24 protein-coding genes, 1 pseudogene, 1 CRISPR repeat array and 1 riboswitch are annotated in these 24,169 nt (G+C 54.1%); of the genes and pseudogenes, 22 read left to right on the forward strand and 3 right to left on the reverse strand.

Going from position 1 to position 24,169, the window contains the following annotated elements:
• The first annotated feature begins 341 nt into the window (after positions 1-341).
• The 9 genes from murD to nrdR all read left to right on the forward strand — a co-directional run bounded on the left by murD (position 342) and on the right by nrdR (position 9,134).
• Positions 342-1,712: a UDP-N-acetylmuramoyl-L-alanine--D-glutamate ligase gene (murD, locus tag ACR0QW_RS07335; RefSeq protein WP_432643040.1), complete on the forward strand. Its 1,371-nt coding sequence runs from the start codon at positions 342-344 to the stop codon at positions 1,710-1,712.
• A complete protein-coding gene (gene murG, locus ACR0QW_RS07340; protein WP_432643041.1) occupies positions 1,709-2,827 on the forward strand; it encodes an undecaprenyldiphospho-muramoylpentapeptide beta-N-acetylglucosaminyltransferase in 1,119 nt (372 codons plus the stop codon). Before murD ends, murG begins: the two co-directional genes overlap by 4 nt.
• Before the next feature lie 4 nt (positions 2,828-2,831).
• Positions 2,832-4,217, forward strand: a complete 1,386-nt coding sequence (gene murC / locus ACR0QW_RS07345) for a UDP-N-acetylmuramate--L-alanine ligase (protein ID WP_432643043.1) — start codon at positions 2,832-2,834, stop codon at positions 4,215-4,217.
• A 2-nt stretch (positions 4,218-4,219) separates the two neighbouring features.
• Positions 4,220-5,152, forward strand: a complete 933-nt coding sequence (locus ACR0QW_RS07350) for a D-alanine--D-alanine ligase family protein (protein ID WP_432643044.1) — start codon at positions 4,220-4,222, stop codon at positions 5,150-5,152.
• A 1-nt stretch (position 5,153) separates the two neighbouring features.
• Entirely contained in the window at positions 5,154-6,287 is a 1,134-nt protein-coding gene (locus ACR0QW_RS07355; protein WP_432643045.1) for a cell division protein FtsQ/DivIB, read from the forward strand.
• Positions 6,288-6,300: 13 nt separating this feature from the next.
• A complete protein-coding gene (locus tag ACR0QW_RS07360; RefSeq protein WP_432643046.1) occupies positions 6,301-6,993 on the forward strand; it encodes a DUF881 domain-containing protein in 693 nt (230 codons plus the stop codon).
• On the forward strand, positions 6,990-7,316 hold the full coding sequence (locus ACR0QW_RS07365; RefSeq protein ID WP_432643047.1) for a small basic family protein: 327 nt from the start codon (positions 6,990-6,992) through the stop codon (positions 7,314-7,316). The genes ACR0QW_RS07360 and ACR0QW_RS07365 overlap by 4 nt, the downstream gene beginning before the upstream one ends.
• A 206-nt stretch (positions 7,317-7,522) precedes the next feature.
• Positions 7,523-8,647: a cell division protein FtsZ gene (ftsZ, locus tag ACR0QW_RS07370; protein WP_432643048.1), complete on the forward strand. Its 1,125-nt coding sequence runs from the start codon at positions 7,523-7,525 to the stop codon at positions 8,645-8,647.
• A 19-nt stretch (positions 8,648-8,666) separates the two neighbouring features.
• Positions 8,667-9,134, forward strand: a complete 468-nt coding sequence (nrdR, locus tag ACR0QW_RS07375; protein ID WP_432643049.1) for a transcriptional regulator NrdR — start codon at positions 8,667-8,669, stop codon at positions 9,132-9,134.
• 90 nt (positions 9,135-9,224) lie between these two features.
• On the opposite strand, the gene ACR0QW_RS07380 is transcribed toward nrdR, so the two are convergent.
• On the reverse strand, positions 9,225-9,722 hold the full coding sequence (locus ACR0QW_RS07380) for a hypothetical protein (RefSeq protein ID WP_432643050.1): 498 nt from the start codon (positions 9,720-9,722) through the stop codon (positions 9,225-9,227).
• A gap of 273 nt (positions 9,723-9,995) precedes the next feature.
• Here ACR0QW_RS07380 and purE point away from each other — a divergent pair, with 273 nt between their 5' ends.
• The 11 genes and pseudogenes from purE (at position 9,996) to ACR0QW_RS07435 (ending at position 20,534) form a co-directional block, all read left to right on the forward strand.
• Positions 9,996-10,499 (forward strand): 5-(carboxyamino)imidazole ribonucleotide mutase, encoded by a 504-nt coding sequence (purE, locus tag ACR0QW_RS07385; protein ID WP_071142528.1) that lies wholly within the window; start codon positions 9,996-9,998, stop codon positions 10,497-10,499.
• A 15-nt stretch (positions 10,500-10,514) separates the two neighbouring features.
• Positions 10,515-11,957, forward strand: a complete 1,443-nt coding sequence (purF, locus tag ACR0QW_RS07390; protein WP_432643051.1) for an amidophosphoribosyltransferase — start codon at positions 10,515-10,517, stop codon at positions 11,955-11,957.
• Between the two features lie 12 nt (positions 11,958-11,969).
• A complete protein-coding gene (gene purM / locus ACR0QW_RS07395; protein WP_432643052.1) occupies positions 11,970-13,025 on the forward strand; it encodes a phosphoribosylformylglycinamidine cyclo-ligase in 1,056 nt (351 codons plus the stop codon).
• On the forward strand, positions 13,018-13,629 hold the full coding sequence (purN, locus tag ACR0QW_RS07400; protein WP_432643053.1) for a phosphoribosylglycinamide formyltransferase: 612 nt from the start codon (positions 13,018-13,020) through the stop codon (positions 13,627-13,629). The genes purM and purN overlap by 8 nt, the downstream gene beginning before the upstream one ends.
• Before the next feature lie 24 nt (positions 13,630-13,653).
• Positions 13,654-14,256 carry an IMP cyclohydrolase gene (locus ACR0QW_RS07405; RefSeq protein ID WP_432643054.1) on the forward strand — a complete coding sequence of 201 codons (603 nt, stop codon included), beginning with the start codon at positions 13,654-13,656 and terminating at the stop codon, positions 14,254-14,256.
• Between the two features lie 12 nt (positions 14,257-14,268).
• Positions 14,269-15,552, forward strand: coding sequence for a phosphoribosylamine--glycine ligase (gene purD, locus ACR0QW_RS07410; RefSeq protein WP_432643055.1), 1,284 nt, complete (start codon positions 14,269-14,271; stop codon positions 15,550-15,552).
• Positions 15,553-15,688: 136 nt separating this feature from the next.
• The gene (locus ACR0QW_RS07415; protein ID WP_432643056.1) at positions 15,689-17,200 is read left to right on the forward strand and encodes an IMP dehydrogenase; all 1,512 of its coding nucleotides are present in this window, start codon (positions 15,689-15,691) and stop codon (positions 17,198-17,200) included.
• A gap of 274 nt (positions 17,201-17,474) precedes the next feature.
• Positions 17,475-17,819: a CRISPR-associated endonuclease Cas2 gene (cas2, locus tag ACR0QW_RS07420; RefSeq protein WP_432643057.1), complete on the forward strand. Its 345-nt coding sequence runs from the start codon at positions 17,475-17,477 to the stop codon at positions 17,817-17,819.
• Positions 17,820-17,942: 123 nt separating this feature from the next.
• Positions 17,943-18,713: a CRISPR direct-repeat array (repeat unit 33 nt; unit sequence GTCGCACCCCTTATGGGGTGCGTGGATTGAAAT).
• Positions 18,714-18,763: 50 nt separating this feature from the next.
• Positions 18,764-18,884: pseudogene (locus tag ACR0QW_RS07425) on the forward strand (IS3 family transposase); the annotation flags it as partial.
• A gap of 144 nt (positions 18,885-19,028) precedes the next feature.
• Positions 19,029-19,754 (forward strand): hypothetical protein, encoded by a 726-nt coding sequence (locus tag ACR0QW_RS07430; RefSeq protein ID WP_432643058.1) that lies wholly within the window; start codon positions 19,029-19,031, stop codon positions 19,752-19,754.
• Between the two features lie 111 nt (positions 19,755-19,865).
• On the forward strand, positions 19,866-20,534 hold the full coding sequence (locus tag ACR0QW_RS07435) for a hypothetical protein (protein WP_432643059.1): 669 nt from the start codon (positions 19,866-19,868) through the stop codon (positions 20,532-20,534).
• A 264-nt stretch (positions 20,535-20,798) separates the two neighbouring features.
• Here ACR0QW_RS07435 and ACR0QW_RS07440 read toward each other — a convergent pair whose 3' ends face one another.
• The gene (locus ACR0QW_RS07440; RefSeq protein ID WP_432643060.1) at positions 20,799-21,461 is read right to left on the reverse strand and encodes a methionine ABC transporter permease; all 663 of its coding nucleotides are present in this window, start codon (positions 21,459-21,461) and stop codon (positions 20,799-20,801) included.
• Entirely contained in the window at positions 21,451-22,488 is a 1,038-nt protein-coding gene (locus tag ACR0QW_RS07445; RefSeq protein ID WP_432643061.1) for a methionine ABC transporter ATP-binding protein, read from the reverse strand. Before ACR0QW_RS07445 ends, ACR0QW_RS07440 begins: the two co-directional genes overlap by 11 nt.
• 72 nt (positions 22,489-22,560) lie before the next feature.
• Positions 22,561-22,674, reverse strand: a riboswitch (SAM riboswitch).
• A gap of 171 nt (positions 22,675-22,845) precedes the next feature.
• Between ACR0QW_RS07445 and ACR0QW_RS07450 the strand changes: the two genes are divergently transcribed.
• Both ACR0QW_RS07450 and hisZ read left to right on the forward strand, forming a co-directional pair.
• Positions 22,846-23,154 carry a YerC/YecD family TrpR-related protein gene (locus ACR0QW_RS07450; protein WP_432643062.1) on the forward strand — a complete coding sequence of 103 codons (309 nt, stop codon included), beginning with the start codon at positions 22,846-22,848 and terminating at the stop codon, positions 23,152-23,154.
• The coding region (hisZ, locus tag ACR0QW_RS07455; protein WP_432643063.1) for an ATP phosphoribosyltransferase regulatory subunit at positions 23,147-24,169 on the forward strand (1,023 nt) is incomplete at its 3' end. The genes ACR0QW_RS07450 and hisZ, both read left to right, overlap by 8 nt.

The raw sequence follows: 24,169 nt of genomic DNA on the forward strand, positions 1-24,169 counted from the left end.
AATTTGTGACGACAGGTGTTTATCCGCTTGATGTTCCCCAGATACCCGAGGTTCCCGCGTTGAAGCGGAGAGCTTGTGAATTGGGGAACCAGCTATCCTCATAAAATGGCAAAAGTGGCCATTTTATGAGCAAGGAGCCCGTGCATGTGATTGGATGGTTGGGGGGCCTTCTGATAGACAATTACCAGATGTCCATTTTGAAGGTACCAGAATTGTTGAACTGTCTAAAACAGGGGGTTCTACTTTTAGAAACTGTCCTTGACAAGGGGTACGGTTTACTGATCACTAACCACTAACAACTAACAACTAACAACTGAAATATACAAATGGGGGCAGATACCATGAGTGATAAAAAAATCTTTGTGTACGGGGCCGGTATCAGCGGCCAGGGCGTTTCGGAAGTCCTGGCGGAACGCGGCGACAAGGTGATCTTATACAATGACGACAAGAAAGAACTGGATCCGGCCTGGCTGAAGGGGTTTGAGACCCGGAGCGGCCAGTACGTATGCGGTGTGGATCCGGAGCCGTATCTGGAACAGTGCCATCTGTTCATTATCTCTCCGGGCATTCCCTTTACTACGGAAACTGTGAAAAAGGCCCGGGCACTGGATATGGAAATCATCGCCGAAGCCGAAGAAGCCAGCCGGCTGTACAAGGGCGACTGGTGCGCCGTAACAGGCGGCAACGGCAAGACCACGACGACTACCCTGCTGGGTGAAATGCTGGCTACCCTGCCGGTGAAGACCACCGTAGCCGGGAACATCGGTTTTGCCCTGAGCAAGGAACTGAAGGATCTGGACGAAAATTCCTGGGTGGCTGCCGAACTGTCCAGCTTCCAGCTGGAAGGTACTGCCAGCCTGGCTCCCGATGTGGCCTGTATCGTGAATATCACCCCGGATCATTTCGAACGGCACGGGGACATGGCCGGCTACGTTGCTGCCAAGTCCAAGATCTTCGCTTTCCAGACCCCTGATGACATCCTGATCCTGAATGCAGATGATCCTGTGTCCAGCGGCCTGGGCAAGAATGCCAGGAGCCGGGTGATCTACTTCAGCACGAAGAAGGTCCTGCCCGAAGGCGGATATATTGAAGACGGCTGGTTTGTCCTGAATGTGGACGGCAGGAAGGAAAAAATCTGCAAGGTATCCGATCTGCAGATCTTCGGCGCCCACAATGAACAGGACGTGCTGGCAGCCTGCCTGAGCGCTTTCTTCGCCGGTGTCACTCCGGAAAACATGGCCCGGGTGCTGAAAGCCTTCAAGGGCGTGGAACACCGTCTGGAATACGTGACCACCATCCACGGAGTAAAATATTACAACGATTCCAAGGCTACCAACACCGATTCTGCCATCAAGGCCCTGGAAGCTTTCAAGGACGGCCATGTGATCCTACTGGCCGGGGGCCACGACAAGATGACGGGCCTGGATGATCTGATGGAGACCATCAAGGCAAAGACTGATGCCCTGATCCTTCTGGGGGAAGCACGGCAGCGGTTCTGCGAAGCGGCCAAAGCACACGGGGTGCAGAACATCATCATGATCGAAGGCACTTTCGAGGATGCGGTCCGCAAGGCTTACAGCATTGCCAGGGCTCCCCAGGTGGTGCTGCTCTCTCCGGCCTGCTCTTCTTATGATATGTTCGCTAACTTCCCGGAACGGGGACGGGTATTCAAACAGATCGTCAATGATCTGGCCAAGGAGGCAGAAGCGTGAAAGTTGTATTGTCCGGTGGGGGCACCGGCGGCCACATCTACCCGGCACTGACCATTGCCGGAGCACTGCGGCAGCTGGACCCCGATTGTGAAATTACATTTGTAGGGACCCGGCGGGGGCTGGAAAAAGACATCATCCCCCGGTACGGATATCCTTTGGAATTCATTGATGTGGCCGGGTTCGAACGGCATCTGGGGCTGGGTACCCTGAAAAGTGCCGGCAAACTTCTGCTGGGCATGAAGGAAGCCTACAGCCTGCTGAACCGGCTCAATCCGGATCTGGTGATCGGTACCGGCGGCTATGTGTGCGGCCCGATCCTGTTCTGGGCGGCCATGAAGCGGGTGCCCTGCTGCATCCAGGAACAGAATGCCATGCCCGGAGTCACGAACAAGATTTTGTCCCGGTTCGTGGATGAGGTATTCCTGGGCTATCAGGAAGGGGCCAGATACTTTGCATCCCATGCCCAAAAGATCTACACTGGCAACCCGGTGCGGCAGGAAATCGTGGAAGCCACCCGTGAAGCAGGCATCCAGAAGTTCAACCTGAACCCGAATCTGACTACCCTGCTGGTGTTCGGCGGCAGCCGGGGGGCCCGGACCATCAACCAGGCCATGATCCCGGTGGAACAGAAACTGGCGGGCAATCCCGATATCCAGATCCTCCATGCCACTGGTACGGTGGGCTACGAGAAACATGTGGAAGCACTGGGCGAGAATGCACTCCACGCACCCAATATCCACGTCGTGCCCTATCTGCATGATATGCCCCTGGCCCTGGCGGCAGCCGATATCGCCGTTTCCCGGGCAGGAGCCATCGGGCTGGCGGAACTGATGGTGAAGGGAATCCCGTCCATTCTGGTCCCGTATCCCTACGCTACCGCCAACCACCAGGAATACAATGCCCGGGCACTGGCTGCCAAAGGAGCGGCCATCGTGGTGCTGGATAAAGAATTGACCGGGGACTGGCTGCTGAACGAAGTGGAGAAGCTGCTGAAGGAACCGGAACGGCTGGAAACCATGCACCGCAGCGCCCTGCGGGCCGCCATGCCCCAGGCAGCCGGCGCCATCGCCCAGGAGGCCATGGCACTGGTAGAACGGAACAAACAGGAGGAATAGAACAGTGGTTGATTTGGATAAAATCAGGAATATACATTTCATCGGCATCGGCGGAGCCGGCATGAGCGCCCTGGCTTACGTGCTGATCAAGCGGGGGTATCACGTCTCCGGCAGCGATGCCAAACCGGGCTATATGGCGACCAAGCTGGCCAAAGAAGGGGCCCTGGTGTTCATCGGCCATGCTGCCTGCCAGATCGAACGGGCAGAAGTAGTGGTGATTTCCACTGCCATCCATCCTGACAACCCGGAACTGGTGGAAGCCAAACGGCGTCAGGTACCGGTGATCCACCGCAGTGATGTGCTGGCGTACCTGATGAACAAGCACAAGGGTATCGCCGTGGCCGGAGCCCATGGCAAGACCACTACCAGTTCCATGCTCAGCTGCATCACCTACGACTGCGGCATGGATCCTACCATCGTGGTGGGAGGCATCGTGAACAACCTGGGTTCCAATGCCCGCAACGGGGAAAGCGACTACGTCGTGGCTGAAGCTGATGAAAGTGATGGTTCCTTCCTGAAGTTCAATCCCTACATCGCTGTGGTCACCAATGTGGAAGATGATCATCTGGATCATTATGGCAGTGAAGAAAATATCCAGAAAGCTTTTGCCCAGTTCGTTTCCCAGATCAAGGATCAGGGCTGCGCCGTACTGTGCTACGACAATGCCAAGGTGCGTACCATCGGGGAGCACACGGACAAACGGGTGATCAGCTACGGCATCGACAGCAGGGATGCGGATTATCGGGCGGAGAACATCGTGTACGGTACCGACGGGACCCATTTCGATGTGCTGTATCATAACGAAGCCATCGGCCGGGCCCATCTGATCGTGCCGGGCCGCCATAATGTCCTGAATGCCCTGGGCGCCATTGCCGCCAGCCGGGAACTGGGTCTGGAGACCAAAGACATCCTGGCTTCCCTGGAGAAATTCAGCGGGGCCAAGCGCCGGTTCGAAACCAAAGGCAAAGTGGACGGCGTGTGGGTGGTGGACGATTACGCCCATCATCCCACGGAAATCGAAGCGACGCTGAAGGCTGCCCGTCAGACCAGTCCCAAGCGACTGGTCGTGGTGTTCCAGCCCCATCGCTATACAAGGACCCAGCTGCTGCTGGACGAATTTGCTGTGGCTTTCAGAGATGCAGACCAGCTGATTGTTACGGACATCTATGCCGCCAGTGAAGATCCCATCCCCGGCATCACCGGCGAGCTGCTGGCTGACAAGGTCCGGGAAACCACCGGTCAGCAGGTGGAATACCTGCCTGACCAGCCTACCATCCTGGATAAACTGGAACACGAAGCACAGTCCGGTGATCTGATTATGACCATCGGCGCCGGTGATATCTTCAAACTGGGTGAACACCTGGTACAGGCATTGGAACGGAGGAACTGAGCATGGATAAGAACAATCGCATTGCAGTGGTCATGGGCGGCCCGTCTAAAGAACGGGAAGTTTCCCTGAATACCGGGAACGCCATTTTGAATGCCCTGAAAGAAAAAGGCTACGATGCGGTAGCTATTGATTTGGATCCGGAGCATATCATGGAACAGCTGAAGGCCTCTGGGGCTAAGGTGGTCTTCAACGCCGTCCACGGCCTGTATGGTGAAGACGGCCGACTGCAGAGCGTGCTGGAAATGCTGCACATCCCCTATACGGGCAGCGGTGTACTGGCCAGTGCTCTGGCCATGGACAAGTTCTACACCAAGCATCTGTTCCAGAACAACCATGTGCCTACCGCCAAATGCATTTTCATCGACAAGAATGTGGACAGAGATCCCAGGACTAGGATCCTGCAGGAAATCGGCATTCCCTGCGTGGTGAAACCGGCTGCCCAGGGTTCCAGCATCGGTGTGGTGATCGTAAAAGACGAAGCCCAGCTGGATGACGCCCTGAAGGAATCCTTTCAATATGGCGACCGGGTACTGTGTGAAGCCTTTTTCACCGGCAGGGAAGTAGCTGCCGGCGTCATGATGGATGAAGAGGGACGGGCTGTGCCCATGCCTCTGGTGCTCATCGAACCCCATGTGAACTTCTACGATTTCCACAACAAGTACACCAAGGGTGCAACCACCTATACTTGTCCGGCTCCTTTTGACGAAGAAACCACCAAACGGCTGCAGAAGATCGCCGTGGCCGCCTACACGGCTCTGGGCTGCAGCGGTGTGGCCCGGACGGATCTGATGCTGGCTGATAACGGGGACTGCATCGCCCTGGAAGTGAATACCATCCCGGGCATGACCGCCACCAGCCTGATTCCCAAGGCCGCAGCCGCCATGGGCATTCCCTTCCCGGATCTGTGCGAAAAGATCCTGAAGACGGCTCACTGAGATGAACAGGCCCAAATGGCTCCGGCCCCGGATTGCCCAGAAGCGGCGCCGGCCGGGCGGCCGGGGTGCGGACAATCGGCGGGAAGAGGAACTGCACCAGGCAGAACGTGAAAGCGCAGCCACAGAACCCCACGGCCGCCGCAGCTTCCGCCAGGAGATGCGGGCTGCCCGGCTGCGCCAGGAAGAAGCCCGGAAGAAGGCGGAAGAGGAGGCCTTGGCCCGGCGCAAGGTGCGGCTGGAGGCGCAGGCCTACATCAACGGCCAGGCGGACAGCCCGGAGCCGGAGACAGCAGATCCTGTGAGAGAGGCCCGCAGGGCCCGGATGGAACGGCAGCGCAGCCGCCGGCTGGGACGGAAACGGACTCCGGAACCGGGAAAAGAGATCCTGGCAAAGGGACCAAAGAACCGCCGCCGGAAACCGAAACGCCGGCTGAACAGAGCAAAGGTCGCCCTGCTGGTGGCCAGTGCGGCGCTGCTTATCGCTTCGTACGTCCTGCTGCACCAGCCCTGGCTGGCCTTCGGGCAACTGCAGGTGGCGGGCGATACAGCTGTGACCCTGGATGAAGTGAAGGAGATGGGGGATGCCGCCGAACCGCTCAACATCTTCAATCTGAACCGGAAAAAGCTCCTTTCCAGCCTGCACAGTGATTACCGGGTGGAAAAAGCCGATCTGACCCTGGGCTGGCCCAACATCCTGAAAGTGGTGATCACTGACCGGAAACCGGCCCTGTACGTGGCCATGGAAGGCGGCCAGTATGCCAAAGTGGATCCCAGCGGCCATATCATCGGGCTGGCAGACGGCATCACCGGCGGGGATGCGCCCTTCGTGTCCGGCTGGCACATCGACCAGGCGGACCTGGGCGGCGTTACCGAAGATGATGAGATCCAGGGCATCCTGAAATTCCTGGACCAGCTGGATGTGGATCTGAAGCAGCGGATCGTGGAGATCCATGTGGACGAGAACCGAAGCATCCGCATCTACCTGCACAACGGCATCCCGGTCATCCTGGGCAGTTACGAGAACGCCCAGGCCAAGCTGAAGACCTTCAAGGCCATCTGCCAGGAGCTGGAAACCAAAAAGATCAAAGCACAGTACATCGATCTGACCTACGAGAAACCTTATATCAAACTGTAACAAGGAGAGGACCATGGTCTTTCACAGCACGAGAGAGAAGTTCTTCATGTTCCTGGTGTGCCTCATTGTGGGGACCATGATTTCCAGCCAGTTCCGCAGTGCTGAACACGCCCGGCAGAGCGTGAACCAGCAGCGGGCGGAAGACCTGGCGGAAAAACTGAAGGACGCGCAGAAAGAGAACAAAGACCTGTCCAACAAACTGGAAGAACTGGAAGTCCAGGGGACGGGCGGGGACCCCAAGGTCCTGACTGATTTGAAAATCAAAGCCGGGGAAGTCCCTCTGACGGGACCCGGGGTGGTTGTGACCGTGGATGACAGCCAGGTGAAACCCAAGAACGGGGAGAATCCAAACCTGTATGTGATCCACGATGATGATCTGCTGCGGCTCCTGAACGAACTGCGGGCTGCGGGGGCAGAAGCACTTGCCCTCAATAAGGAACGATTGCTGGATGTGTCGGAGGTGCGCTGTGCCGGGCCCACTGTTTCAGTGAACAACACCCGGTTCACGCCGCCTTACGAGATCCGCGCCATCGGTGACCCCAAGACCCTGGAAAGTGCCCTGCGGCTGCGGGGCGGTGTGGTAGAGACCCTGAAGTTCTGGGGCATCAATGTCCACGTCAAACGCAGTGACAGTGTGGAGGTGCCGGCATTCAAGGGAACCCGGCATTTTGAATATGCCAAACCGAAAGAAGGTGGCCGGGAATGATCTATGCACTGATTGGACTGGCAGCCGGTATCGTACTGGGGGCCTATCTGCCGGTGGTGCCGCCTGGATACAGCAAGCTGGTGGCCGTGGCCTTCATGGCCTGCCTGGACTCCGCTTTCGGAGGGTATCGGTCCAGCCTGGAAAAGCATTTCGACTACAAGATCTTCGTCAGTGGCTTTTTTGCCAACGGAATCTTTGCTGCAGTGCTGTGTTATTTCGGGCTGAAGCTGGGCATCGACCTGTATTATGTGGCCCTGATCGCTTTCGGCTTCAGGATCTTCAACAATATCGCCATCATCAGACGTTTGCTGATGGGGATGTAAAAGCCTTCGGCCAGTCCATGGTCATCAGCTGACAGAGCCAGATTTGCTGTAAGCAGGTTTGGATGCTGGAAGCAGGCACAGAAAAGTTGTAAAAATTTCCGTAAAATAGGATGAAATATTAGCGTTGAAATGGTATACTAAGTTATACGAGTGTAAATAAGAGGTTTTTTGATCTTATCACACAATAGATGAGGAGGACCAGCAATATGTTCGAGGCAGACAACAAAGATACGGCGTTGGAACAGCCCCTGGAAAAAATCAAAGTCATCGGTGTCGGTGGTGGCGGTAACAATGCAGTTGACCGCATGATCGAAGCCGGGCTGCAGGGTGTTGAATTCATCGCCGTGAACTGTGATGCACAGCAACTGAAAAAATCCAGCGCTCCCACCAAGATTCAGATCGGTGAGGACGAAACCAGAGGCCTGGGTGCAGGGGCCAACCCTGAAGTGGGTGAAAAATCTGCAGAAGAATCCAAAGATGTCCTGGCTGAAGCCGTCAAAGGCGCAGACATGGTGTTCATTACCGCCGGCATGGGCGGTGGTACCGGTACCGGTGCTGCCCATGTAGTGGCTGAAATGGCCAAACAGGCTGGTGCCCTGACTGTTGGCGTTGTGACGAAACCTTTCTCTTTTGAAGGACGTCGTCGTTTTACTGTAGCTGAACAGGGGATTGCCAACCTGAAAGCCAAGGTGGATGCACTGATTACCATCCCCAACGACCGTCTGCTGCAGGTGGTCGACAAACGGACTTCCATGAAGGACGCTTTCAAACTGGCCGATGAAGTCCTGCGTCAGGGCGTACAGGGTATTTCTGATCTGATCAGTGTGCCCGGTCTGATCAACGTGGACTTCAACGATGTGAAAGCCGTTATGACCAATGCCGGTTCTGCCATGATGGGTATCGGTATTGCCAAGGGCGATGAAGGCGCTGCTGCGGCTGCTGAAAATGCTGTGAAGAGTCCGCTGCTGGATTCCACCATTGAAGGCGCAAAGGGCGTACTGCTGAACATCACCGGCGGCCCGAACCTGAGCTTGATGGATGTGAACGAAGCCAGCAAGATCATCACCGATGTGGTGGACCCCGATGCCATCATTATCTTCGGTGCCAACATCGACGAAAACATGGAAGACGAAATCCGCGTTACCGTTATTGCTACGGGTGTGGATGACGGAAAGACCCAGGCTAACCCGGGGCCGAAACCGTCTTCTTTCGTAAAGCCTGAAACCAGCACCAGCCGTCTGACGAAGGCCGCTGAAACTGCTGCCAGCTCCAAGGTGAGCAGCTTTACCAATCCTACTTCGGAGATTCCGCCCTGGATCCGCAATAAATAAGGAACTGGGGGTGTAGGTTATGAAATGTCCATTTTGTGGTTGCGAAGACAGCCGAGTCATCGATTCCCGTTCCGTTGAAGAGGGGGCGTCCATCCGGCGTCGAAGAGAATGCCCCCATTGTGGACGGCGTTTCACGACTTACGAAAAATATGAACAGATTCCGCTTCTGGTCATCAAACGGGATGGCCGGCGGGAAATGTTCGACAGCAAGAAAATCCTGGCCGGACTGTTGAGGGCTTTTGAAAAACGGCCCTTCACCTATGAGCAGATCCAGAATCTGACCAACCAGATCGAAAACGAGATCCGGGCGTCAGGGGAGAACGAGGTGAAAAGCACCAAAATCGGCGAAGCGGTCATGGCCCATCTGGAAAAGATCGATCAGATCGCCTATGTGCGGTTTGCTTCCGTGTACCGCCAGTTTGCTGATGTGAACAGCTTTATGCAGGAAATCCAGAATATGCTGGATAAAGGGAAAAACAATAAATAGTCTCGAGCGAAATAGAAGGACCTGTCCCACAACGGGAACAGGTCCTTTTGCTTATGCAGGGCTTTGTTTCTCTCTGCAAATTGTGTACGATTATTTCTTCGTTTGCACCAGTCTCGCCATCCGGCTCTGCAGCAGATCAGCGGGGCTCAACGTTTCCGGGGTCTTCCACCAGGCCAGGGAATATCTGGGATTGTGCAGGAATGCGCTGCCCACAGGGGATCCGATATCCATCGGCATGACCCAGCTGTACAGGGTCAGATCAGGTTTGAATACAGGCAGCTCTGCAGGCGGGGTGGAAATGGTACCTGCCATGGGCTGTACGATGGGCCGCAGAGGAATGGGATTCAGCCGAACCGGACGCATGCTCTGTACGGGAGCATGTACAGGGGCCTGTACTTTTGCTGTCATAGGTGTGGGAATGGTGCCGGGCTTTTGGTAATCACCAATGGGTACCGTAGGACGGGGTACCGTCGCACCGATCCGTCCCGGTTTCGGCACAGGGATGGCACCTGCGGCCAGGGCTGACCCACAGACGGAAAAGGCTGTCATCAGCGTCAGCAAAAATCGTGACCAGAAAGAATGTTTCATGGGTATCACCTCTTTTTTCTATTATAGCATAAATCAGGGGCAAAGAGGGGAGAGAGTCAGTGATCAGGAACCGGAGACAGGGCCGGCAGGCTTGCTGGGGCGGCAGATGGAAAAATTCCACATTCCCTACGGTATCGAACGATAGTGTAACTTCTGTTATAAAAGTTCGATAAAATATTGACAGGGCATCAGTCCGTTGATAGAATAAAGATATACCGATTATCGTGGTGATTTGGCTCTGCTGAGCCTTTTGATTCTTGGAGGTGCGCACTTATGAAAGTAGCAATGATCATGGGAAGCAATTCGGATTGGCCGGTACTGGAACCTGCTGAAAAAGTACTGAAGGAATTCGGCATTGAGGTGGAAGTCGTGGTTGCCAGTGCCCATCGTACACCGGAACTGGTGAAGGAATTTGCCAGCGGTGCCCGGGATCGGGGCGTGGAAGCCATTATCGCAGCAGCCGGTGCTGCTGCTCATCTGGGTGGTGTGATTGCTGCCTATACCACTCTGCCGGTGATCGGCATCCCCATCAACGCTACTCCGCTGAACGGCATGGATTCTCTGCTGAGCTTCGTGCAGATGCCTTCCGGCATCCCTGTGGCCACCATGGCCATCAATGGGGCCAAGAATGCTGCCATTTTTGCAGTAGAGATCCTGGCTGGCAAATATCCGGAACTGGTGACCAAACTGGCCGATTACAGAAAGAAGATGCAGGAAGAAGTCAAGGCAAAAGGAGAAAAACTGGCTCAGGCCAGAGCTGCTGCTGCCAAAGCCTGAAAAACGGGAGGAACTATGGGGGACAACTTTTTCGCAGAAGACAAGCTGCATGAAGAATGCGGCGTCTTCGGCATTTATTCCAAGAACGATGATGTGGCTCTGAACACCTACTGGGGGCTGTTCGCTCTGCAGCACCGGGGCCAGGAAAGTGCCGGCATCGCTGTGACTGACGGCAAGCACATGCACATCAAGAAAGGCATGGGCCTGGTGAACGATGTGTTCAAGGACGGTCTGAAGGGCCTGGACGGCTATATCGCCTGCGGTCACGTCCGTTATTCCACCACTGGTGCCAGCATGCCCTATAATGTACAGCCACTGAAGGTGTTCTACGATGGGGGCAACCTGGCTATGGCCCACAATGGCAATCTGACCAATGCTGCCCAGCTGCGCAAGAAGCTGGCAGACGACGGTGTGGTGTTCCAGACCACCATCGACAGTGAAGTGGTACCGACTCTGATTGCACGCAGCCGCAAGAAGACCCTGCCCGAACGGGTGGCCGAAGCTGCGGACAAAATCGAAGGGGCTTTCGCCATCCTGGTGATGAATGACAGCCAGCTGATTGCCTTCCGGGATCGGTACGGCTTCCGGCCTCTGTGCCTGGGCCGTCTGGATCACGGCTGGGTGGTGGCCAGTGAAACCTGCGCCCTGGATCTGGTAGGGGCCCACTATGTACGGGATGTAAAACCCGGTGAAATGATCGTCATCGATGATCCGGATGCCGAACCCAGGAGTCTCATGTACAGCACCCATGAGCCGGCTCATCGAGCCCATTGCATTTTTGAATACGTGTATTTTGCCCGTCCCGATTCCATCATCGACGGGGAAAGCGTCTACCAGGCCCGCCTGAACATGGGCCGCATCCTGGCCCGGGAAACGAAGGACATCAAGGCGGATATCGTGATTTCCGTACCCGATTCCGGGACACCGGCTGCCATCGGTTATGGCCTGGAAGCCGGCATTCCTTTCGTGGAAGGCCTGACCAAGAACAAGTACATCGGCCGTACCTTCATCCAGCCCACCCAGAAACAGCGGCTGAATGCAGTAAAGCTGAAACTGAATGTGAACCGCAGCCTGGTGGAAGGAAAATCCGTAGTCATGGTGGACGATTCCATCGTGCGCGGCACTACCAGCGGCAAAATCGTCCAACTGCTGCGGGATAATGGAGCCAGGGCGGTGCACGTGTGCATCAGTTCGCCTCCTGTGATGGATTCCTGTTACTACGGCATCGATACCTCCGAACGGAAGGAGCTGATCGCCGCCACCAGGACGGAAGAGGAAATCCGCCAGTACATCAAGGCTGACAGCCTCCATTATATTACCATGGAGGGGCTGCGCCAGAGCCTGTCTGTATTGAAACCAGATGATATGTGCTATGCCTGCTTCAATTCCAAATATCCGGATGGAGCAGATGAATTGATGAAAAAAGGGTCCAAGTTACAATTTGAACTGGGTTGCTAAGGAGGAAACAGCGTGAGCGAGAAAAAGGTCATTACGTATGCAGATGCAGGGGTTAACATCGATGCAGGCAACAAAGCCGTAGAACTGATGAAGGACAGCGTCCGGGCTACCTATCGCCCGGAAGTCATCGGTGATCTGGGCGGCTTCGGCGGCCTGTTCGCCCTGGGCAGCAAATACCAGGATCCGGTACTGGTTTCCGGTACTGACGGCGTGGGCACCAAGCTGAAGATTGCCTTCATGATGGATCGTCATGACACCATCGGCCAGGATGCTGTGGCCATGTGTGTGAATGATATCCTTGTACAGGGGGCGGAACCTCTGTTCTTCCTGGACTACATCGCCACCGCCAAGGTGGAATCCCAGAAAATCGCCGACATCGTCAAAGGTGTGGCCAATGCCTGCAAAGAAAGCGGCTGCGCACTGATTGGCGGTGAAACGGCAGAAATGGCCGGCTTCTATGCCAGGGATGAATACGATATCGCAGGCTTCAGCGTAGGTGTGGTGGAACGCAGCAAGATGATCACCGGCGACAAGGTAAAGGCCGGGGACGTGCTGATCGGTCTGCCCTCCACAGGTGTGCATTCCAACGGCTATTCCCTGGTGCGGAAGATCTGCTTTGAAGCACAGGGCATGACCGTGGACACTTATGTGCCGGAATTCGGCAAGACCCTGGGCGAAGAACTGCTGACCCCGACCCGGCTGTACCCGAAAACCGTGCTGCCCATGATCCGCAAATTCGACCTCCACGGCCTGGTACACATCACCGGTGGCGGTTTCTATGACAACATCCCCCGCATCCTGCCCAAGGACTGCGATGCCGAAGTGCATGCAGATGCCTGGGAAGTTCCTGTGGTCTTCAAAAAACTGCAGGAATGGGGCAACGTACCCGACAAGGAAATGTACCGGACCTTCAATATGGGCGTAGGCATGGTACTGGTAGTGGATGCCGGGGAAGCGGATGCTGTCCGGACGTACCTGAAGGAACAAAACGAAACCTTCTATGAACTGGGTACCGTGATCCCTGGCACAAAGAAGACCGTGATGAAAGGCGGCGTGTTCGGTGACTAAGCGGAAAATCGGCGTGCTGGTCAGCGGCCGGGGAAGCAACTTCCAGGCTGTGGCTGACAAAATCAAGAACGAAAACCTGCCCATCGAGATTGCTGTGGTCATCAGTGACAGCCCTGAGGCCTATGCCCTGCAGCGGGCGGAGAAAATGGGCGTTCCCCACGTGGCCATCGCCCGGCAGGATTATCCCGACAAGGCTTCCTTCGAGGCCGCCATCGACAAGCGGCTGCGGGACGCCGAGGTGGAACTGGTGGTACTGGCTGGCTTCATGCGCATCCTGAGCGCGGATTTTGTAAACAGCTGGTATCATAAGATCATCAACATCCATCCGGCCCTGCTGCCTTCTTTCACCGGACTGGACGCCCAGGGACAGGCACTGAACTACGGTGTGAAGATTGCCGGCTGTACCGTCCACTTTGTGGACGCCGGCATGGATACGGGCCCCATCATCATGCAGGCTGCAGTACCTGTACTGGATGAAGATACCCATGATACCCTGGCTGCCCGGATCCTGGTGCAGGAACATACCATCCTGCCTGAAGTGGTGAAACTGTGGTCGGAAGACCGTCTGACTGTAAACGGACGGAAAGTGAAGATCCGGAAATAAGTCCGAAGTGAAGGAGAAAATCCCATGTTCAAAAATATCCGTAGAGCATTACTGAGTGTTTCCGATAAGACCGGCATCGTAAAGCTGGGCTACTTCCTGAACAATAACGGTGTGGAGATCATTTCCACCGGCGGCACCATGAAAGTGCTGCAGCAGGCCGGTGTGCCCTGTACCTATGTGAGCGATGTGACCGGGACCCCCGAGATGATGGACGGCCGGGTGAAGACCCTGAACCCGAAAATCCACGGCGGGATTCTGGCTGTGCGCAGCAATCCCAAACACATGGAAGACATGAAGAAGAACGGCATCGAGCCCATTGACCTGGTTGTGGTCAACCTGTATCCCTTCGAACAGACCATCGCCAAACCCGATGTGACCGAAGCTGAAGCCATCGAGAACATCGATATCGGCGGCCCGGCCATGGTACGCGCTTCTGCCAAGAACTTCCATGATGTGGTGATCATCACCAACCCGGATCGGTACGAAGACCTGATCCATATGCTGAAGGAAAAAGGCGATGTGGACCAGAAGACCCGGAAGATGCTGGCCCAGGAAGCGTTCGACCATACGGCCAGATACGATACGGCCATTGCAGCCTATCTGAAAAAACAGCTGGACGCAGAATAAGGGAGTGAGACCATGCAGGTACTGGTAATTGGCGGCGGTGGCCGGGAACATACCCTGGTATGGAAACTGGCCCAAAGCAAAAAGGTGACGAAACTGTACGCGGCCCCCGGCAACCCGGGGATGAAAGATCTGGCAGAATGCGTGGATCTGGACATTACGGATCTGAGCGGCCTGGCCGACTGGGCGGAAAAGCACGCCATCGATTTGACGGTGGTGGGGCCGGAAGCGCCTCTGGTAGCCGGCATTGTAGATGTGTTCAAGGCCCGGGGCCTGACCATTTTCGGACCCTCTGCCAAAGCGGCAGAAATCGAAGGCTCCAAGATCTTCTCCAAGGAACTGATGCAAAAGTATGGAGTGCCCACTGCCTTCTTCAAGGTATGTGACAATCTGGCTGATGCCCGGGCTTTCGTGGAAGAAAAGGGTGCTCCCATCGTCATCAAGGCCGATGGCCTGGCTGCCGGCAAAGGTGTCGTAGTAGCCATGACTAAGGACAAAGCCATGGAAGCCCTGGATGAAATGATGGGGGACCACAAATTCGGGGCCGCCGGCAATCGGGTGGTCATCGAAGAGTTCATGGATGGGGAAGAAGCTTCCCTGCTGGCTTTTACTGACGGCAAAACCATCGTCCCCATGCTGGCTGCCCAGGATCACAAACGGGTGGACGATGGGGATCAGGGACCCAATACCGGTGGTATGGGTGCTTATTGCCCGGCTCCGGTCATGACCGATGCCCTGAAGGAAAAGACCGTCAAGACCATCCTGCGGCCCATTGTCGATGCTCTGGCCAAAGAAGGCCGTCCTTACAGCGGCTGCCTGTATGCCGGACTGATGATCAAGGGTGACAGCGTGAAGGTAGTGGAATTCAATGCCCGTTTCGGTGATCCCGAAACCCAGGTGGTCCTGCCTCTTTTAAAGAGCGATCTGGCTGAAATCATGGTGGCCTGTGCCAAGGGTACCCTGCGTCCTGATATGGTGGAATGGAGCGACAGGGCAGCCGTGTGCGTGGTCATGGCCAGCGGCGGTTATCCGGTTTCCTACAAGAAAGGCCTGACCATTACAGGCCTGAAAACAGCAGGCGGCATGGAGGACGTAGTGGTGTTCCATGCGGGTACCCGGGAAGAGGACGGTAAGATTCTGACCAACGGGGGCCGTGTATTGGGTGTGACCGCTGTGGCTGACGACATTCCGTCCGCCCAGCAGAAAGCCTACGACGCCGTGGAAAAGATCCACTTCGATGGGGTACATTACCGCCAGGATATTGCCTGGAGAGCCCTGTGCCGTCTGAAAGCAAAATAAGATGCTGTAACAGCCGCAGCCCTTTCCCAGTCGCTGCGGTTCGTTCTTCATAAAATTTTTCTTTTCCAGAAAAAGATGTTGCATTTGTGACAAACTGGTGCTAAAATGGAAAAAATATTTCAAAGGGGGATATACGATGGCTTTTATCTATGATGAACCTGCTCATACTTTTAGTGAGTATCTTTTAGTTCCTGGATATTCTTCCAGCGAATGCATTCCTGCAAACGTGAGTCTGAAGACTCCGCTGGTGAAATTCAAAAAGGGTGAAGAACCGGCCCTGACCTTGAATATTCCCCTGGTTTCCGCAATCATGCAATCTGTATCCGATGATAATATGGCCATTGCCCTGTCCCGGGAAGGCGGCATCTCCTTTATCTATGGCTCCCAGAGCATCGAAAGCGAAGCTGCCATGGTGGCCCGTGTCAAGAGCTTCAAGGCAGGCTTTGTGGTCAGTGATTCCAACCTGCGTCCGGACAGCACGCTGGCCGACGTACTGGCACTGAAAGAAAAGACCGGCCACAGCACCATGGCTGTGACCAGCGACGGCAGCAAGAACGGCCATCTGGAAGGGATCGTCACCAGCCGTGACTACCGTATCAGCCGGATGAACATGGAAGATAAAGTCCAGAACTTCATGACACCGGTTTCCGAAATGGTGGTGGGCACCAGTGACATCACCCTGAAACAGGCCAATGACATCATCTGGGATCATAAGCTGAATACCCTGCCCATCGTGGACAAGGATGGCAACCTGATGTACATGGTATTCCGGAAGGACTATTCTTCTCACAAGCAATATCCGCTGGAGCTGCTGGACAATAAGAAACGCCACGTGGTAGGCGCCGGCATCAATACCCGTGACTATGAACAGCGGGTACCGGCCCTGGTGGAAGCTGGCGCAGACGTTCTGTGCATCGACTCCTCCGAAGGCTACAGCGAATGGCAGAAACGTACCCTGAAATGGATCCGTGACAAATATGGCGACACCGTAAAAGTGGGCGCCGGCAACGTAGTTGACGCTGAAGGCTTCCGTTTCCTGGCCGAATGCGGTGCCGACTTTGTGAAGATCGGTATTGGCGGCGGTTCCATCTGCATTACCCGTGAACAAAAAGGGATCGGTCGTGGCCAGGCTACTGCCGTCATCGAAGTGGCTAAAGCCCGCGATGAATATTACAAAGAAACCGGTATCTACGTACCCATCTGCTCCGATGGCGGTATCGTATATGATTACCATATGACCCTGGCTCTGGCCATGGGCGCGGACTTCCTGATGCTGGGCCGTTATTTTGCCCGGTTCGATGAATCCCCGACCAACAAGGTGAATATTAACGGCACCTACATGAAGGAATACTGGGGCGAAGGTTCTGCCCGTGCCCGTAACTGGCAGCGCTACGATCTGGGCGGCGATAAGAAACTGTCCTTTGAAGAAGGTGTGGATTCTTACGTGCCCTACGCAGGCAGCCTGAAAGACAATGTGAACCTGACCATCTCCAAGATGCGGTCCACCATGTGCAACTGCGGTGCCCTGACCATTCCGGAACTGCAGAAGAAAGCCAAACTGACCCTGGTATCTGCTACCAGCCTGGTAGAAGGCGGGGCACACGATGTAGTGCTGAAGGAAAACACCAGCAGCAACTATCCAAAATAATGTATGATTGACCTGAAACCCCGCAGCAATGCGGGGTTTCTGTTATAACGGCAAAAATACGGCAAAATATATGTCTCTCTGCTTAGTCGGGGCCTTAGAAAAAATTCTCATGGAAAATCTATAATCTGTCCCGAATTTTACCTATTTAAAAGTTTATAATGGAATTGTCAAAGAAAATAAGATCAGGTTGTCAGAAACCAAGACGAATGGTACATTTGAGGGCGCGGACGAAATTTTGGACCTAATTTATAAAAAATCAGGAGGTTCTGGCCAAATGGATCCGTGGAAGTCCGGATGGATATCCTGCCTTTATGGGGAAGTGATTCTGATATTGGTCCTGGTAACTTACGATGTGAATACAGAAACAGCTGCCGGAAGGAGCCGCCTGCGAAAAGTCGCAAAATGCTACGTGGCTCACGGACAGCGTGTCCAAAATTCTGTTTTTGAATGTTCGGTGGACGAAGCTCGGTTTGTAGCACTGCGTGGTGAGTTGGAATCCATTATTGACTTGAATAAAGACAGCCTGCGGTTCTATAATTTAGGAAACAAGTATCAAAGTAGGATCATCCACGTGGGAGCTAAGGAAACGTATGATTCTGCGGCGCCGATGATTTTATAAGCGCGAAGCGGAAGCAAACATCAGAATTTCATGCGGTGAAAAGCCGCTTGGACTGATGTGAAAAAGACGGTTCGCGCAAACAGGGAGACTGCACTGGAGAAATTCAGTGCGGCCACTTTGACAGTCGCACCCCTTATGGGGTGCGTGGATTGAAATCTGAAAGAGTACGGGCCCTGGAAAGTAGGCATAGGTCGCACCCCTTATGGGGTGCGTGGATTGAAATAATCCCGTTGTTGCTCATGATGGCCATAGCCGTGCGTCGCACCCCTTATGGGGTGCGTGGATTGAAATTTCGGAGAGTAGCCACCTTTGCCATGGACGTCCAGTCGCACCCCTTATGGGGTGCGTGGATTGAAATAGCGTCACGCTGCCACCAGACTGAGTACCTACTGGTCGCACCCCTTATGGGGTGCGTGGATTGAAATGTTTAGCTGGCTGTTGCTAAAGGTAAACTTAAACCAGTCGCACCCCTTATGGGGTGCGTGGATTGAAATTTCACCAACTTGATCAGCGGCGTTGTACATATCTGTCGCACCCCTTATGGGGTGCGTGGATTGAAATTCTCCGTTTCCCGCCAACTACCAGGGCAATCAGCGTCGCACCCCTTATGGGGTGCGTGGATTGAAATTGGATTCTGAAGACTGTAGTTCATAGAACGCACAGTCGCACCCCTTATGGGGTGCGTGGATTGAAATCGCATCTCGGCCCACCGTATCAAGGCTGCCTGAGTCGCACCCCTTATGGGGTGCGTGGATTGAAATACCATGACGGTATCATCATTAGCCTGGGCAGCAGGTCGCACCCCTTATGGGGTGCGTGGATTGAAATTGCAAGATGTCCGTCAGCATCACGACTCCCCTCGTCGCACCCCTTACGGGGTGCGTGGATTGAAATGATTATCTCCATCCGGAACACGGATCACGGATCAGTCGTACCCCTTATGGGGTGCGCATTATCGTTGGCCAGGGTGGATTGAACGATTGGTATGCTGAAGAAAGAATTAAAGTTTCCCTTGGTGGCATGAGTCCACTACAATATAGAAAGATGCAGGATATTGCGGTGTAGGTCCAAAAAAATATCCGCATCCCCAATGGGTCAAAATGAACCCGGCCTTGACAGACATTACCATTTTTAGTTCTGTCTGCTAATTTACCCTGTTCATATGATATACTGCAATCATACAAAAAATATTGAAAAGGGGTGCTTTTGATGCGGGAATCGTTAAAAAAGGTGACAGGCATTTCTCTTAGTTTGCTGGTTTGGGGAACTTCTCTGGGGATTCCGGCTGTGGCTCTGGCAGATACCGGTTTGCAGCAGGTGAAAAAAGAGGAAGCTCAGGAATCGGCAGCACCAGCGGTGCATAAAACTATGAAAGAACGGATTGCGGAGTTAAAGGCTCAAGAGTTGGCCGGTGATACGCAGAAGACAGGGATTCCGGCAGGGGAGGCTTACATTCCCAAAGATACTCAGTTGACAGTGGAATTGACCAAGGAACTTTCTTCCAAGACGAATCGAAAAGGCGAAAGCATCCAGTTCAAGCTGGTGGACAATATGATTCTGAACGATGTGGTGGTAATCCCTGCAGAGACTATTGCGGAAGGGCATATAACTAAGCAAAAAAGTTCCGGGATGTTTGGACGGGCTGGGAAGCTGGAAATCTCGGTGGATTCCATCCAGACTATCAATGGGGTTACAGTTCCGCTGACTTATGCGGGGCGGATCGAGGCCGGCAGTGATGGAGCTGTGGCTGTAGCTGCTCTAGTGAGTCTGGTGGGCGGATTGTTTATGAAAGGGGCCAACGTAAAGATTCCGGCTGGAACAAAGATCGCGGCCAAGGTGGAGAAGGATACTGATTTGCAGACACCAATCAAAGATCTGGCAGCTGCTATGGATCCCAGCAAACCGAGAGGGGTAAAAGTGGTACTGCCACAATAAAAAATAGAGAAACCGCAGGCTGGGGACACCTGCGGTTTTTTGTATATGGATTCTAAGGGATAGTATAATAGAACCAAAGGAAAAATGTTATTTTGAAAGGTGGGAAAACGTATGTGGAAACGGATCCTGACATTTTGTTTGGTGGTGGTTTTGGGTTGTTTCGCCGTCACGGCCCAGGCGGCGGACCGGTGGAAGTGGTATCATTCGTCTGATTACCACGGGTATTACTATGATACCCAGACAGTGACATATGATACAGCAAAGCAGTATGCTACAGTCTGGATCAAGATCTTAAAGGCGGACGGATCGCTGGATGAGGAACAGCACAGGGCGCTGAATTATGGTTACAAGGCAACGCTCAATTTTGAATATGTTTATTATCAGAACGGATATCCACGGCGCTATCGACCCTCAAAACCGTATGTTTCGTTTGTAGTACCGGATTCTTCCAGTGAGACATTGACTCGAATGGTAGCCAACCAGCTTGGCATCCGGCCGATGTATCCTGGTGGAGATAACCGGTGGAAGTGGGTACGTGCCACGGATACCTACAGCCTGTATGTGGCTAAAGATACGCTCCTTTACAGGGATGCAAATCTGGGATATACCATTTGGGCCAAGAGAGTGTATTTAAATGGTGGTAAAAGTAAAACGATGTATTTTTGCAATACGGTCCGTAATGTAGTCGCCACCCGGTATTCCCGTTGGAACAGCCCGTTACCGGACAGCGATGAGGAAGCTGTTTTGAATGCGGTGAAGGCGCTGAATGTGGGAGCGTGAAGGGGCGTTCGGTCAAAGTTTGTATCCGTTACGGCCGCACCATAAGCATACGGGAGTGGGCAATTTCGCGTCATACGTCATACGCTGATAGAAAAAATCCGCCCAGTTAGAGCGGATTTTTTGAAGGGCGAATTGTCAAGATAAGTGCAACGTTCTTGAAAAATAGACCTCTTTATTTCATGCTATCGTTGCACTTAGATTGTAAATCTGCTGATAAAAAACTGGATGCCAGCTATGCACCCAGTTTTTTTTATAGAGCCTTTTTTATTTGATTTTTGTTTTATTCAATTTGCTTGAAATCTTGTTCCCGATGCTCTGTACTACCTGCACCAGGGCAATCAGCACAATGACCGTGGCAATCATGGTGTCGGCCTGGAACCGTTGGTAACCGTAGCGGATGGCCAGGTCACCCAGGCCGCCGCCGCCCAGGGCACCGGCCATGGCACTGGAACCGATCAGGCTGATCACTGCCAGGGTGATGCCCAGGACGATGCTGTGCATGGATTCAGGCAGCAGTACTTTCCAGATAATCTGCATGGGGCTGGCCCCCATGCTCTGAGCAGCTTCGATGACGCCGGGGTCCACTTCCAATAAGGAGGATTCGATGATCCGGGAAATGAACGGGGTGCAGGAGATGGTCAGAGGTACGATGGCGGCGGTAGTGCCGATGGAGCTGCCCACTACCAGCCGGGTCAGGGGGATGATGGCCACCATCAAAATGATGAAGGGGATGGAACGGAGTGCGTTCACGATGGAACCCAGAGTCTTGTGCAGTGCAGCATTTTCTTTGATATGGCCCGGGCCGGTAATGGTCAGGATCACGCCCAGAGGGATACCGCAGAGCGTTGCGATGGCGGCGGACAGAGCCACCATGTACAGGGTTTCGCCCAGGGCTTTCGTCAGCAGATGGATCATATTAGGAGACATAACCAATCACCTCGTCTTTGACTTTTCTAGAATGCAGGTAATCCAGGGCCTGTTTCAGATGGGCCTCGTCACCTTCCAGTTCGATCAGCAGGGTACCAAAGGGGGTATCCTGCAGGTTTTCAATATTTGCGGTCAGGATGTTTACGTCCATATCATACTTTTTAATGAGCACGGATACAACAGGCTCGCCGGCGCTGTCGCCGATGAAGCTCAGGCTGACCAGGGCCTTGTCTCCGCTTTGATACTCTTTGTGCATATCCAGCTTCTTGACGAAATCGGGCAGGTCGTTGTGCTGGATGCTGGCCACGAATTCTTTGGTGGTTGCTTTCCGGGGGGAGGTGAACAGGTCCACCATAGTGCCCTGTTCGATGATTTCGCCGTTTTCGATAACGGCTACCCGGTCGCAGATTTCTTTCACCACGTTCATCTGATGGGTGATCATGACGATGGTGATGTGCAGACGCTTGTTGATGTCCCGCAGCAGATTCAGGATGGATTCCGTGGTCTGCGGGTCCAAGGCACTGGTGGCTTCATCGCACAGCAGCACTTTGGGGTCGCTGGCCAGGGCTCTGGCAATGCCCACCCGCTGTTTCTGTCCGCCGGACAGCTGGCTGGGGTAGTGGCCGGCCCGGTCGGCCAGACCTACCAGATCCAGCAGGGGTTCCACTTTCTTCTTAATGGAAGCCTTGTCCAGTCCCTGAATTTCCAGAGGGAAAGCAATGTTGCCGTAGACGGTACGGCTGGCCAACAGGTTGAAATGCTGGAAAATCATGCCAATGTTCTGCCGGGCCTTGCGCAGCTGCTCTTCATTGAGCGCAGTCATCTCCTGGCCGTCTACGAAAACCTTGCCGCTGGTGGGGCGCTCCAGCATGTTGATGCAGCGTACCAGGGTGGATTTGCCGGCACCGGACAGGCCGATGATGCCGAAAATCTCACCTTCGTTGATGGTCAGGTTGATGTCCTTTAACGCATGGAGATCGCCTGAGGCGGTGTGATAAATTTTTTCAATGTGTTCCAATTGGATCATGGGGTGATCACCTCCGGGGAAAATAAAAAATTCCTCTTCATGAAATGAAGAGGAATCAGGTTTGCTCACTCATCTTCATCTTTCAGGCAATGCCTGATGGACTTAGCACCGTTCGTGGAAAGAAACACTTTCCAGATGGTTGCCGTAACTTCATAGGGCCAGTCCCTCCGTTACTCTGGATGAATTCCGTGTGGTTTAATGATACGCTATTGGTTACAGTTTGTCAAGAAAACAAAAATTTTTATAAATCTCCAAATTTGCTTGCATTTATCTCTTCATCGTAGTAAAGTAATAAACAGCTAAAGCAAACGGATGGAATGACATCTGGAATTCTTCATTTAGAAAGGGGCTTTCATCATGGTAGCCGGACTGAACCAACGGGAACTGAAACAATTGGCCAATGCTTTTACCCTGCTGCGGGATGAAACAGGCGCTCTGGCTTTCCTGGAAGACATCTGTACCCCCAACGAACTGAAGGCGCTGAGCCAGCGCCTGGAAGTGGCGGTGCGTCTTCACCGGGGCGAAAATTATGCCAAGATCGTCAAGGATACGGGCGCCAGCAGCACCACAGTATCCCGAGTGAATCGCTGTTTGAACTATGGGGCAGGCGGATATCGCAGCCTGATCCCGGAACTGGTGAATAAAGGAGAAGAATCAAATGAGTAATACCGTACTGCGGATCCCTTACGGGACCAGAGATATCCTGCCGGGAGAGGCCCGGGCCAAACGGGAGATCGAAGATAAGATCGCCAACAATTTCCTAAGCTGGGGCTACGATGAAGCCATTACCCCGACTTTTGAATATGCTGATACCTTTGCCCTGAGTGGTGCTGGCATCAACGAAGAGAGCATGCGCTTCATGGACCGGAACAATCGGACCCTGATGCTGCGCAGCGAAATGGCTACGCCGCTGACCCGGATGGTGGCTACCCGGCTGAAGAACGATACAGGTGTGAAACGGCTGTTTTATATTGCCAACGTGTTCCGGCATGAAGAGACCCAGGCGGGCCGTCAATGCGAATTTTCCCAGGCAGGCATTGAACTGATCGGGGCCGAAGCCCCCATGGCGGATGCGGAAGTGCTGGCCCTGGCTGTGGAAAGCCTGAAGGCAGCGGGACTGCAGGACTTCCTCATCAGCATCGGTCACAGCGGTTTCCTGGGGGGTCTGATGGAAGATGCAAAACTGACGAAGAAACAGGCGGACTTCGTAAAGACCATGATCCTGTCTCACAATTCTGTGGGACTGGAGGAAGCTGCAGAACGGTTCATCCCCAAACAGCTGAAGGACGTTTTCCGTGATCTGCTGTATCTGCAGGGGGGACGGGATTTACTGGACAGCCTGGAAGCCCGGGTGAGCAATCCCAAGAGCCTGGATGCCCTGAAGAACCTGAAGGCCATCTACAAGCTGGCGGAAAGCTATGGCGTGGCTCCGTATTTGTCCTTTGACCTGTCTCTGATCCGCAACTTCGATTACTATACCGGCATGGTGTTCGAAGCCTATGCCCCCCAGATCGGGTTCAACATCTGCGGCGGCGGCCGGTATGACCATATGATGGAAGCTTTTGGAGATCCGGAACCGGCCACGGGATTTGCCATGGGGATCGACCGGATCATCCTGTCCCTGCGGCGGGACAGCCGGCTGAACCTGGAGTCCAAATGGGACATTTACGTAGCCTGGGCA

Source organism: Acidaminococcus sp. (genome assembly GCF_050873445.1).
Classification (GTDB): domain Bacteria; phylum Bacillota; class Negativicutes; order Acidaminococcales; family Acidaminococcaceae; genus Acidaminococcus.

Coding starts and splice junctions, on each gene's coding strand:
- murD (WP_432643040.1), top strand. CDS start 342: ATGAGTGATAAAAAAATCTTTGTGTACGGGGCCGGTATCAGCGGCCAG.
- ACR0QW_RS07350 (WP_432643044.1), top strand. CDS start 4,220: ATGGATAAGAACAATCGCATTGCAGTGGTCATGGGCGGCCCGTCTAAA.
- ACR0QW_RS07355 (WP_432643045.1), top strand. CDS start 5,154: ATGAACAGGCCCAAATGGCTCCGGCCCCGGATTGCCCAGAAGCGGCGC.
- ACR0QW_RS07360 (WP_432643046.1), top strand. CDS start 6,301: ATGGTCTTTCACAGCACGAGAGAGAAGTTCTTCATGTTCCTGGTGTGC.
- ACR0QW_RS07365 (WP_432643047.1), top strand. CDS start 6,990: ATGATCTATGCACTGATTGGACTGGCAGCCGGTATCGTACTGGGGGCC.
- ftsZ (WP_432643048.1), top strand. CDS start 7,523: ATGTTCGAGGCAGACAACAAAGATACGGCGTTGGAACAGCCCCTGGAA.
- nrdR (WP_432643049.1), top strand. CDS start 8,667: ATGAAATGTCCATTTTGTGGTTGCGAAGACAGCCGAGTCATCGATTCC.
- ACR0QW_RS07380 (WP_432643050.1), bottom strand. CDS start 9,722: ATGAAACATTCTTTCTGGTCACGATTTTTGCTGACGCTGATGACAGCC.
- purE (WP_071142528.1), top strand. CDS start 9,996: ATGAAAGTAGCAATGATCATGGGAAGCAATTCGGATTGGCCGGTACTG.
- purF (WP_432643051.1), top strand. CDS start 10,515: ATGGGGGACAACTTTTTCGCAGAAGACAAGCTGCATGAAGAATGCGGC.
- ACR0QW_RS07405 (WP_432643054.1), top strand. CDS start 13,654: ATGTTCAAAAATATCCGTAGAGCATTACTGAGTGTTTCCGATAAGACC.
- purD (WP_432643055.1), top strand. CDS start 14,269: ATGCAGGTACTGGTAATTGGCGGCGGTGGCCGGGAACATACCCTGGTA.
- ACR0QW_RS07415 (WP_432643056.1), top strand. CDS start 15,689: ATGGCTTTTATCTATGATGAACCTGCTCATACTTTTAGTGAGTATCTT.
- cas2 (WP_432643057.1), top strand. CDS start 17,475: ATGGATCCGTGGAAGTCCGGATGGATATCCTGCCTTTATGGGGAAGTG.
- ACR0QW_RS07430 (WP_432643058.1), top strand. CDS start 19,029: ATGCGGGAATCGTTAAAAAAGGTGACAGGCATTTCTCTTAGTTTGCTG.
- ACR0QW_RS07435 (WP_432643059.1), top strand. CDS start 19,866: ATGTGGAAACGGATCCTGACATTTTGTTTGGTGGTGGTTTTGGGTTGT.
- ACR0QW_RS07440 (WP_432643060.1), bottom strand. CDS start 21,461: ATGTCTCCTAATATGATCCATCTGCTGACGAAAGCCCTGGGCGAAACC.
- ACR0QW_RS07445 (WP_432643061.1), bottom strand. CDS start 22,488: ATGATCCAATTGGAACACATTGAAAAAATTTATCACACCGCCTCAGGC.
- ACR0QW_RS07450 (WP_432643062.1), top strand. CDS start 22,846: ATGGTAGCCGGACTGAACCAACGGGAACTGAAACAATTGGCCAATGCT.